Raw genomic sequence first — 12,088 nt, 5'->3', positions numbered from 1 at the left:
CGGATCCCGCCGCGAACCCCGACGCCGACACGGATCCCGCCGCAGCCCCCGACTCCGACCCGGATACCGGCACCCGCGACCCACGCCGTGTCCTCCCCGAGGACAGCAGCGAGGCGACCCGCGCCGAGATCGACGAGGCCGACGCCATCCTGAACCGGATGGAGCCGGGTCTGCGCGCTCAGGATCTGCTGCTCGGCGATTCCGACGCCAATCCCGCCACCGACGACGTTGCCGCGGCACGGGCGGACGAGAACGCCCGGCGGTGGAACGCGCTGACCGATGCCGAACGGGCCACGCTGATCCGTGCGTACCCGGACGTGATCGGCAACGCGCCCGGCATCGATTCGCATTCGGCCGACACCGCCAACCGGTTGCGAATCGCCAGGGACATCGCGGATCTCAGCGCACGCGACACCCTCGACCGCCAGGAACGCCAGCGACTGCGCGAGTTGCGGCGCACGGTCGCGGACTTGCGGCGGGCGCAGGTGCGAGCCGCTCGGATCGATCCGAACCTGCCGGTGCGCGTGCTCGCCTACGATCCGGGTGCTTTCGGTGGAAAGGGCAGGGCGCTGGTCGCGTTCGGCAATCCGGACGCGGCGACGCAGGTGTCGGTGCATGTGCCGGGCAGGGACGCGAGCGTGGCGGATCTCGGCGCGGTCCTCGAGGAGACGGCCGCCGGCCACGCCGCGGCCGCGGGCCGCCTGCGCGCGGGCGACTCGCTGGCATCCATCGCCTGGCTCGGTTACAACACACCGGGTCGGGCATCGGCCATGGTGAACTGGCGGGCGAAGAAAGCGGCGGAGCTGCTGCGGCGCGATCTCGCGATCTTCGACGCGACAAGGGCGGTGACCGGGAACAAGCCGGCCGTCCGGATCATCGCGGACGGCTACGGCGTCGACGTCGCGGCGGCCGCGGGCCGCAAGGGCGGGTTGTCGGGGCTGGTCGGCGATATCGCGCTGGTCGGCATGCCTGGCGATCCGATTCTTCCGTCGAAGCACTTCGGCGACGGCGTGCGGGTGTTCGTGCCCCATGAGACCAACGGGCTCCACCAGCGGTGGAACGCGCCTGATCCCGAGGGGGCGCGGCCGCCTGCGGGAGTGCCGGTCGACGCCATGTACCGGGTGTCCGACATCGAGGCCGGTCAGGCCGGAACCGCTCCGCATCAGCCGGATATCGGTCCGTCCCAACCGGATTCACCGCGCCCCGAGCTGACCGGGGGCGGGTGCGGTGTGCAGGCGCTGTGGAAGGCGGCCGAGGTCACCGGCAACCCCGCCATCACCGTTCCGGCGCCGGACAGCGTCGGCCCGGAAGGCATGGACTGGCGCGACATCGAGCGCAATGCCGATGCTCAGCTGACGCCGTTGTGGCGGCGCGGGCGTCTCGCCGCGTTGAACCTGCTGGGGACCGGCCGCAGGCGGACGGGGCAGCACGCGATCGCCGATGCGCTGCGCTACATGCGCGGCAGGTCCGCTGTGATCGTCATCAATCAGCAGCGGGGCAGCGTCCCCAACGGCCAACCGGGCGCGCACGCGTTCACCATGTACTGGGACGCCGACGCCGAGAAGGTCATGGTGTACGACCCGCTGCGGCAACCGGATCCGTTCGAGTTCGATCCCACCGACGTTCCGAACGCGAAGGCCACCTGGGGCATCTTCTACGACAAGAACGGCATCGCCACGCGTCCGCTCGGCGACCGGCGCGGGCCTGGACTCGCGGCCGGAAGCGGCGCGCGGAACGACGATCTCGACCGGCGGATGCCGCCGCGAGTGGGCACGAGCGATCCGGCCGACCCGATGGCCGCGCTGCGACGCCACCTCGACGAATCGCGGACACCCGAGCGGCAGAGCCCGGATCCGCTGACCGACCCCGAGCGCGCATACCTCGACGAGCTGTCCGGCAGTCTCGGACTGGGTGATTCGCTCTCGGACAGCTCGGATCCGTTGCGAGCGCTCGCCGATCTGGCGCGGCGGGCCGCGCCGTCGCCGCAAATGGCTTCGGATCCGGGATCGCGACCTGATCTCGCACCACCGCCGCCGGATATGTTTGTCCCGCAACCTTTGTCGCCCGAGATGGCGCAGGCGTGGCTGCTCCGTCAGATGAACGTGCCTCTCGACGCATCGCTCGAAGCGCGGCTCACGGAAGCGATTGCCGAGCAGCGGGTCCGAACACTGTTGCGCGCGGGCGCGATCGAGGCTCTCGCCCTCGCGATCCGATCCCCGATCGACTCCGCCGACCTGGACCTGAGCGCCGCGGAACTCGCCCATTGGGCCGGTGCGCTCGAGGTGCCCGCGGTCGATCTCGCCACCGATCGCGGCGTCGCGGACACGCTGGCAAGGCTGCGCGCGGAAACCCGTGATCTCGCGGCCACCATCGCCCAGCTGGCCGAGGCGCCGCCGCAGCGAGATGACGCGGATGCCGCCGCTCGCTCGCCGGAGTCCGTGTCGCGTGCGGCGGCCGAGCGCAATCGCGGTCGGTGCGCGGAGCTGTCGTTGCGGTTGATCAAGGCGTTGACCGGCAGTTCGGTGATCAGGCTGCCGTCCGAGGCCGTCGGGCTCGGCGGAATGACCGCGTCCGAGGTGCAGGACGCGGCCGGTGGACAGTTGCGCGCGGTGACCGATCACGCGGAGATCGAGCGGGCGCTGCTCGACATGCCGGAGGGGTCTTCGGCCTTGGTGGTCGATGCCTATACCCGTCCGGTGGATGAACACGGTGTCGGTGCTCATGCCTACGTGCTCAGGCGTGAGAGGAACGGCGTCGTGGTGTACGACGCGGGGACGGGCGCCGTGCGCGGTTTCCCGCCGCGCTTGCCTTCCGATATCGGCTCGACCCACATGATCCTGTTCGACGACCGCGGCGTTCCGGTCCACCCGCTCGCGATCGACGGTTCCGGACAGCTTCCGACCGTGGATCTGCCGATGCGCATCGGTCTTTCGCTCGGCGAACACTCCGATCGGGTCACCTCGCTGCTGGAGCTGACCAGCGTGGGCAGGGAGATCCTCGCGATTCTCGGCGACGGCGAGATCTCTGTCGACTTCATGCACCAGATGACCAGCGAATTCGCCGATGGCACCTACGACTCGGAAGCTGTCGTCGCCGAAATCCGGATCAGTGAACGGGATCTCATCAGCCAGGCGCTGACGCTGGTGCACGAGGGCGTGCACGCGCAGATGGCGTGGGAAGGCGAAACCAGCAACCGGACCAACCGGATTCGTCTGCTGGGCAGGGAGGAGTACATCGCGTCGATGGTCCGCGAGGAAGCCCTCGCGGCCGGACGCGAGTTCGAGTTCGCCCGCGAGCTACGCGGGCTCGGTTACACGGTCGACGCGGACTACCGGCCCGCCGAGCGCTACCTCGCCGCCTACGACGCCAGAGCCGCGCAGGCGGCGCGCGACGACCTCGGCCTCACCGACGAGGAGATCCGCACCCGCGCACGGGAAGCGGGCGCGGCCGCCATCGCGGACTACATCGCCACCTATCGGTGGGCGGACGGCAACAACTACCTCGAGTACTACGGCGCCGGGTGGGACACCGTCATGCTCGGCGGTTCCGATGTCCACGCGTGGAGTTCGCTCGAGGTCGAGGCGGAGGTCTCCGAGAACGCGACGCGGCGGGTCGTCGCCCAACGACGCCGGATGGACTTGGCAGGCCAGATCAACGATCTCGCAAGCAGTCTCGGCATCGACACCATCGATGCCATCGACCAGGAACTGCGCGCGGAGACGCTGCCGAGGCTGCGCGAGGCGAACGAGCGGGAATTGGCCGCCCTTGCCGAACGGCTCGGTGTGGATCGGGCCGATGTCGGCCGGGACATGCTGCCCGACGCGGCGCTGGAGCGACAGCGCGCCGACCTGCTCGGGCGGGCACTGAAGCTGCGGCTGTTGTCCGATCTCGGCGATCAGTATCACCTGCAAGGCGAGTTGATCAACCGTGCCGACACCGCCGCGAATGCCGCCGTGGCCGCGGATGTGCTCGCGTCCGAACTCGAGGAGGCCGGACTCGACGGGGCCGAGACGATCACCCCGCACGTCGCGCTGGTCGCCGGAGAGCCGCCGCGGGTGGTCGTCGTCGCGCTCGAACGGGAGCACGCCGCAGCGCTCGCCGAGGCTTTGGCGAGCCGCCAGGAACTCGCGTCCGTGCTGGGTCGTCCCGATCTGGACCTGCGGTTGATCGAGGTCACCGAGCCGGGGCCGGACGCGAACGTCGAGGTGACACCGCTCGGTCGCGACGCGGTGGCAGACGTCGTCGACGAAGCGTTGGATGGGACTTCCGAGGACGAGCCCGCCGTACCGGTGGGGATGCCGGGTGATACCGCCGGCGAGGAGTCGGCGGATCGGATCACGCGGGTCCGGCAGCTGCTGGAGAGCACCGATATCGGCGTGTGGGCCGAGGACATGTTGCGACGCAACAACGTTCGCGTGCTACACGAACTGGACGCGGAGCCGCGCTACTACCCGGAGCGCAGGACGCTCGTTCTCGATTACCGGACGTCGGAGGTGCGGCAGGCCATCGATATGGTGCATGCCGCCGCCCACCTGCGCGATGCCGCGGAGGGATTGTCACCGCATCCGTTGACGACGGCACGCGGCGACTACGTCGACGCGATGTTCCGGCAGGAGAGCCGCGCGCACGCGCTGGAAGCCGAGTTCGTCAAGCAGTTGCGGGCCCGCGGGCACGTCGTTCCGATCGGCGATCTGGAAGGGGCTAGCGACGCAGCACGCCCCGGGATGTCGCGTCGGGCACTGAATAGGATGACCGGGTTCTCGCGGCAGCGGCGCCTCGACGACCCCATGCGGGACCCGGCGCTCGACTTCGGTGCGGCGGGCATCCGTGCCTACCTCCAGACCTCCGACGGTGGAGTCACCGACTATGTCGGCGTCTACACCAGGGACTGGAACGAAGCGAACGGCGTGGTGGCCGACGGCACGGCTCCCGTGGACGGCGCCCTTCCCGATGCCGATGTCCACCAGCATGTCGAAAACGCGGAGTTCGTCGAGCACTCCGACGACGACTCGCCGGATGCCATCGACGAACCTCAGGACGCCGACGACGCGCAGACTCCCGACGCTGTCACCGCGCACGAGGCGAACCGCGGCCGCTGCGCTGAACTCGCGCTGCGCCTGATCAAGCGGCTGACCGGCAGCACGACGATCGAGCCGCCGAACGGTTCGGTCGGACTCGCCGGCATGTCGCCCGCCCAGGTACAGGAGGCGACAGGCGGGCAGCTGCGCCAGTTCGCCGACCACGAGGCGATCCAACGGCAGCTCCTCGACATGCCGGAGGGCTCGATCGCACTGGTGGTCGACGAGTACGCGGCCCCGGTCGACGAGTACGGCGTCGGCGCGCACGCCTACGTCCTCAGACACGAGAGCGACCCGGACGGCGCGGACGGCATCGTCATGGTGCGGGACCCTGGCGCGGACTATACGAAGCGGTTCCCGCCCATCGTGTCGCGGGAAGTGCGCGGCACCTATGCGATCCTGCTCGACCCGCAGGGAAACCCGGTGCACCCCATCGGATCCGACTCCGACGCGAGCCCCGCCGCCGACTTGGCTGTCCGGATCGGCCGTTCGCTCGATTCGCATTCCGATCAGGTGCGTGCGTTGCTGCGGGGCACCGAGACCGGCGCCGATGTGCTGCGGGTGCTGGACGACGCGTCGGTACGGGTGCGATACGAACGGGCGGCAGCGGACCGCCGCAGCGGTGGGTTCGCCGCCGAGTCGTTGACGGCCACCGTGTACACCGGCCGCAACGATCATGTGCGCCAAGCGTTGTCGCTGGCGCACGAGTCGGTCCACGCCGAGCGGTACATCCGCGGGGAGTCGGGCCATCTCGGTATGGACCGTGCGACGTTCATCCGCACCATGATCGCCGAGGAGGCGGCGGCGGTCGCGCAGTGGATCAGGCTTGCCGGACAGTTCCGCGCCGACCCGCGGCTTGGCGACTATTTCGGTGACCGGCACTACCTCGAGGACACCTACGACGCCGCGTACGCCGCGCAGCCGCAGCTCGGGGAAGGCGGAACGCCGCTGAGTGAGGCCGAGTTCGCGCGCCGTGCCCACGAACGGGCGACCGAGGCCCTGATCGCGGAAATCGAGACCCACGTCTGGCCGAACGGCAGGAACTACTCCGACTACTACGGGGCCGAGTGGGATCGTTCCCGTACCGACCACGGCCAGTTCTACGACGCCGAGATCGCGCCGGAACCGGCACAGTCCGCGACGGCGGCACTGCGGACCGCTGCGGCCGATCGTGCCCGCGCGCACCGCGATCTGGTCGAGGTGTCCGACGAAATCAACAGCGGTACAGCAAGATACGGCATCCGTCCGCATCTGGCAGCGGACTCGTTGGCACGGGAGATCGCCGATCGCCTCGGTCCGGTTCGTGACGAGATGGCCGATCCGGCGACAACCCCCGAGCGGCTGGCGGACCTGCGCCGCACCGAACACGATCTGCTGTCCCTGGCCGATCTGGTCCCGCGGCGCGAGAACGCGCAGGTGACCTACGACCGGCAGGTCGACATGCTGACCGCCTTGGCCGCCCGCGAGGTGCTCGCCACCTACGCTCCGGACGCGCGTCCGCTCGGCGACCACTACGTCCACCTTCCGGGCAGGCCGAACCGGATCGTCATAGCCGGGGAGCCCTACCAGCATCAGGCCCTGCGCGATGCCGCGGCGGCCGATCCGCGCGTGCGTGAACTCTTGCGCGGCGGTCCCGTCGAGTTCGAGCACCTGTCGCTCGGCATCGACGACTTCGGCCAGGTCCGAGCGCGCCGGGTCGATGCGATCGATCCGCGGGTGTTCGAGTCGTCCGGCCCCGTCGTCGCCGAGTCGGATCTGGCAGGTGATGCGACCAGACAGCGGCTCGAGCCCATCCTGGCGGCATTGCCGGACAGCGCGGTCGGCGCGTGGGCGCTGGAAACCCTTCGGCGACACGGTGTCACGATCGAGCACAGTTCCGGCGGCGCGACGCGGTTCTATCCCGCGCGGCAGGTGCTGGTCATCGACGCGGGCGCCACCGACGGCGAGCACATGCGCGCCATCGTGAGCGGCGCGATACACGCCGAGTTCGCGGGCCGCCAGGATGCCGCGGTCGATGCCCGTGACCGGATGCGTTCGGAGCTGACGGATTACGTCGACCGCAAGATCGACGAGGAGACCTCGGCCCGCATCTGGGAGATCGTCGCGGCCGTGCAGTTGGGCGGCGCGGTGGAGCTCACCGTCGTCGATCACGTCTACCTCGATGCCTACCGTGCGGCGCGCGAGGCAGCCGCGAACGAGATCGGTGGCCCCGCAGCCGAATTGGACCGGATCGCGAACCAAGCCGGTTTCGACGCGCTGCGCCCGCATGTAGCGGCGCACCGCCCAACGGGCTCCGATACGACCAACGCCGAGTTCTACGAGCGGGCATGGCGGGAATCGCACGGCGAGATCGCCGCCGCCGACCAGCCTGCCACCCCGCCGTCGGGCAGCCCGGAATTCCGGCACGATGCCGATCCGCGGACCGAAACCACTGGGACACTGGGGCAGTCGTGGACGGTGCGCCCCGGCCTTCCCGCTGCGAACGACGTGCAAGGGGTGCTCGAGTTCAGTGCCGTCGGTCGTGCGGCGGCGGCAGCGCTGCGCGATCTGAACATCGATGTGCGTTTCGACGCGAACGGATCGGTCGATGTGTTCGACGGCAGGACGATGGAGGTGTCGGTCGGGACCCGGGAACGCAGCCATCCCGCGCAGGCCGCCGCCCTCGTTCGCGCAGCGACGCTCGCCGAGGCCGTGCGGACCGGTCTCCTCGAGGTAACGCCCTCGCGCGTTCGCGCCCAGGATCGGTCCGATTTCATCGCCGCGCGCGTCCGCGCCGAGGCGCTGGCGCTGGGCAGGCAGGCCGAGTTCCATCGCGAACTCGAGCTGGTCGGATACGACACCGCCGCGAATCCGGTCACCGACCCCGCCGCGCGGCAGCGGCTGGAGGCGACCTACCTGACCGCCTTCGATGCCGAAATCGCCGCGCGACAGCAGGATTCGGAGGTCGATCCCGCACTGCTCGAACGAGCGCGGCAGGCGGGCGTCGACGCACTGCTGGCGGGTGGCGAATTCGACGCACCGGACGGACCCGCGCACGCGCACCGGAGGGCCGCGGCCGAGTTCTGGGACGCCCAGCACCGCATCACCGCACCGGACGGGCTGCGCGAATACGCGCCGACCACGCGGGACGCGGCGGGGACGCTGGAGGACATCGGCAGGAAGCGCGCGGCCGTCGGACGCGAACTCGCACGGGTCGAGGCGGATTGGGACCGCGTGGCCGCGCGACTGGGCGATGTCGCTCGACTGCGAGATAATTCAGGCCCGCTCGATCGGCAGGACGTGTCGGCGCGGCTGCGTGGCCCCGACGGTCCGCGTGGGCTCGGCGCCAGGGCCGACTCTGCCGTCCTCGCCGAACTGACCGCACGCCACGTCGATCTGACCGAGCGGCGCCGCGCGCTCGGCGACGATCTCGCCGCGGCGGTGCGGCGCGATCTCGGTGCCGGGGAGCCGATCACGGTCCACGTCGCCGCGGACGGCGTCGTGTTCGTCGGCGATGATCACACGGACGTGGGCCTGCCGCCGCGACCTGCCGATTCGGGTGCGCCCGCGGTTCGTCCCGAAGACGACTCCGCGCGAACGGAATTGGCGGATCTGGTGGCGAAGGCCTCGGGTCGGGTCGCCGAGCTGCTCGGTGATCACCGCCACGACATCGGTCGATGGGCGGCCCAGACGCTGCGGCGCCACGGTGTGCGGGTGCTCTACACCTCCGAACCGCGTTCGTACCAAGCCAGCCGCGACTACGTGGAGGTGGGGCTGGAGGAGTCCTACGACCCGTCGACGAACACGGTGGTGCTGCGTGAAGGCGACAATCCGCGCCAGCGGGCCATCGCGCTGATCCGCGCCGCCCGCCTCGCCGAGCTGCATGCCACGTCGCCGCACGGGCCGCTACCGCAGCTCGGCATGTCGCGCACGGAGTACATCGACCTGATGCTTGATCACCAGGCCGATGCCGCGGCGCTGGGATTCGCGGCGAACCACCAGTTCACCGATGACAACATGATCGGGTCCATGGCCGGATCGTTGGCGAAGACCTACCTCTGGGCGTTCGATCGGGCAGGCGATGCTCTGGCCAGGGCCTATCGCGACGACCCGGCGATCACGGACCGGCTGCTCGACGCCGCCTCTCATCGGGCCGCCGTCCGGGCGGTGCGCGACAACCTCGACGAGCTGGTGCCCGAGGTCGACGGGCGGAATTTCACCCAGCGGTTCTCCGACCAGTGGTATCGCGCGCACGGCATCGCCCCGGGTGCGGCCGTGCCGCTCGCCGACACGGAGGCATCCGCGTCGTCTAGGCGGCGCGTCCACGCGCTGGTGGCTGAGGTCGAACTGGTGCGGGAATTGCGCGCCGATGGCGAGGGCTCGGGCATACCGCGCAGCCCGGTGGAAGAGGCGTACTCCGACGCCTACGACCGCGCGTACCGCAAGGCGGAACGGGCACTGGCACGTGAGAAGTCGTCGCGGCCACCGGAGTTGGTCGCCAGGGAGGCCGGAGAACTCGCGATCCGCCGCCACGTCGACAAGGTGGGAATCGACAACGCCGAACTGATCGTCGACGTCGTGCGGGCCGCTCGCGCGGACGAGTCCGACGGCGCCTACTGGGGTGACGCGCGTGCGAGCAGGACACCCGAGCCGCTCGGCAACGAGCCCGTCCAGGACGGCGCGAACCCCGCCGACCCCGACGCGGACGACGCTGCCGACGCTTCTCCCTCGGTCCCCGTGGCCGCGCACTCCGAGCCGGATGGACTGAGCTCGTGGCGCGCCGCCGCGCCGGATCCTCGGTATGCCGAGGTCTTGGAAGTGCTCCGCGGCAGCGAAACGGGCCGTGCGGCAATGGAAGTGCTCGCCGACGTGCGTGCGGGCGTGCGCTTCGACGGCGGACGGTCGGCCGATGCCGACAGCTTCGACGGGGCGACGATGGACATCGTCGTCGGTGCGCGCGATCGCGACCAGCAGGTGCAGGCCGCGGCGATCGTGCGCGCGGCGGCGTTGGCGGACGCGGTGCGCACCGGGCGGCTCGAGGTGACGCCGTCGCGTATCCGGGCGATGGACCGCGACGCCTATATCGCCTCCCGGCTGCGCGCCGAGGCCGACGCATTCGGCATACAGGCCCTGTTCCACCGGGATTTCGGCACTCCGGAAGTCGCGCCGTCCGAATCGCTGACGGACCGCGACTACCGGAAGGCGTTGGAGCAGCGATACCTGGCCGCGTACGAATCCGCCCTCGCCGCCGCCCGGCGGGCCGGCGGAGATACGGACGCGGAGCGACTCCGGGCGATCGCTCGCGAGGCGGGCGTCGCGGCGCTGTTGGCGACCGACCTGTTCGACTCGCCGTTCTTCACCGACGGCGGCGCGAGTCTCGGTGACATCGCCGGTGGCGAGTGGGATGCCCTGCAGCGCACGGTTGTTCCCGAAGGGACGGACGAGTATGTGCCGTCCACCCCGGAGGCGGCGCGTCGGGTCGAGAGCCTGCTCCGCGAGCACGCGGACGTCCGGCGGGCGCAGGCACTCGTCCAGTTCGCCTTCGATCAGACGGTCGAGCAGCGCAGGCGGCGCATGCGGATTCCCGACGACTTCGATCTCGGATCCGATCCGGCGTCGATCATCGCCGAACTGCGGAGCATCACGCGCAAGCGAGCGGTCGTCGATGACGGTTCCCTCGCCGACGCGTTGCTCACCGAGCTGTCCGACTGGCATGACCGATTGGACGGCGAGCGGGCACGGCTCGAGGGCAAGATCGCCGACGCCGTTGGTCGCGACCTGTCGCAACCCACCCGGGACGGCGGCCATGAAATGCGACGTCCCGGTATCCAGCTCGGCGAATCGGGTGCGATATTCGTGCGCCGACCGGCCGCGAGCACACCGGAAACCACCGAGTCCGGACAGCGCACCGTGCCGGTCGGTCCCAACACCGCCGAGACGGGCAGGCTGGCGAACCTCGCCGCCTCCCGCAACCAAAGGCTCCTCGCGGATCTGACGAAGGGGGCCAGGCAGATCGGTGAGTGGGCGGCCGCCGCCCTCGACCGTCACGGTGTGCGGATCCGCTTCACCGATGACCCGGCCGCCGTCATCGAACGGCAGGAAGGCGTCGGGCGGACGCCGGGCTACGACCGGGCGACGAACACCGTCGTCCTCCCGTACTACGGGGGCGCGCAGACCCAAGTGGCTGCGCTGGTGCGCGCCGCGGTCGCGGCCGAATTGGATGCCCTTGGCGCGGACCGGGTTCCGGACAGGCTGTCGCTGCACCGAGACGCCTATATCGCGGACCGGCTGGACCGCAGGGCCGAAGCGTACGCGATGGACTTCCAGTACCGCCGTGTCGCGGCGGCCAATGCCGGAATCGAGGGGTACCACTTCGGCTCGGGGCGGGTCAAGGGCAAGCGGCGCATCGACGACCCGCTGGAACGGGCCTTCCTCGACGCGTACACCGAGGCGACGAAGACCGTCGAGCAGGTGTACGGCAAGAACAGCGGGGTGGGTCGAGAGATGCGGAACGCCGCCGCCTACCGCGCTGGTCTACGGGCGGTCCGCGCGATCATAGACGCCTCGGGAGCGCGCATCGACGGGCTTACTCCGGCTCAGTACGCCGGGGCGGAGTGGGACCGCGCGCACGGCCTTCGACCCGATCTCGCGCCGGAGGGTGCGGCCGAGCGCGCGCCGGTCGCCGACGACAGCCCGCAGGCGCTCGACCGGCAGGCCCGCACCTACACCGAGGAGATCCGGCGTTTCCCGGAGAAGCGGGCCGAGGGCCGCTACATTCCGTTCGGTCCGGCCGAGGCGGCGTACACCGCGGCTTACGACGAGGCGTACCGCAAGGCCGAGCGTGCGCTCGCACGCGATCCCGAGGCGCCGTCGCCGGAGAAGGTCGCGGAAGAGGCGGGGCGTGCCGCCGTTCGCAAGTACGTGGAGAAGGTGGGCGCCCAGCGTGCCGAGATCGCCTTCGACGTCCTCCGTTTCGCCGACTCGACCGAACAGGACGGTGTGCACTGGGGTTCGCCACGCAATGTCGCTGT

At 70.4% G+C, this 12,088-nt stretch carries 1 protein-coding gene (running past one end of the window); it reads left to right on the top strand.

Annotated elements, in window-relative coordinates; all coding sequences use genetic code 11:
* Window positions 1-158 precede the first annotated feature (158 nt).
* Window positions 159-12,088, top strand: the start of a protein-coding gene (locus NAM01S_RS14485) for an alpha/beta hydrolase (RefSeq protein WP_218018401.1). Its footprint extends 19,549 nt past the window's final position; 11,930 of the gene's 31,479 nt are visible here — the first part of the coding sequence; its start codon is at window positions 159-161; its stop codon lies off the right edge, out of view.

This window comes from Nocardia amikacinitolerans NBRC 108937 (assembly GCF_001612615.1).
In the GTDB taxonomy this organism is placed as follows: domain Bacteria; phylum Actinomycetota; class Actinomycetes; order Mycobacteriales; family Mycobacteriaceae; genus Nocardia; species Nocardia amikacinitolerans.
Note: the sequence above shows the minus strand (reverse complement) of the source record. Positions and strands in the feature narration are given on the sequence as shown.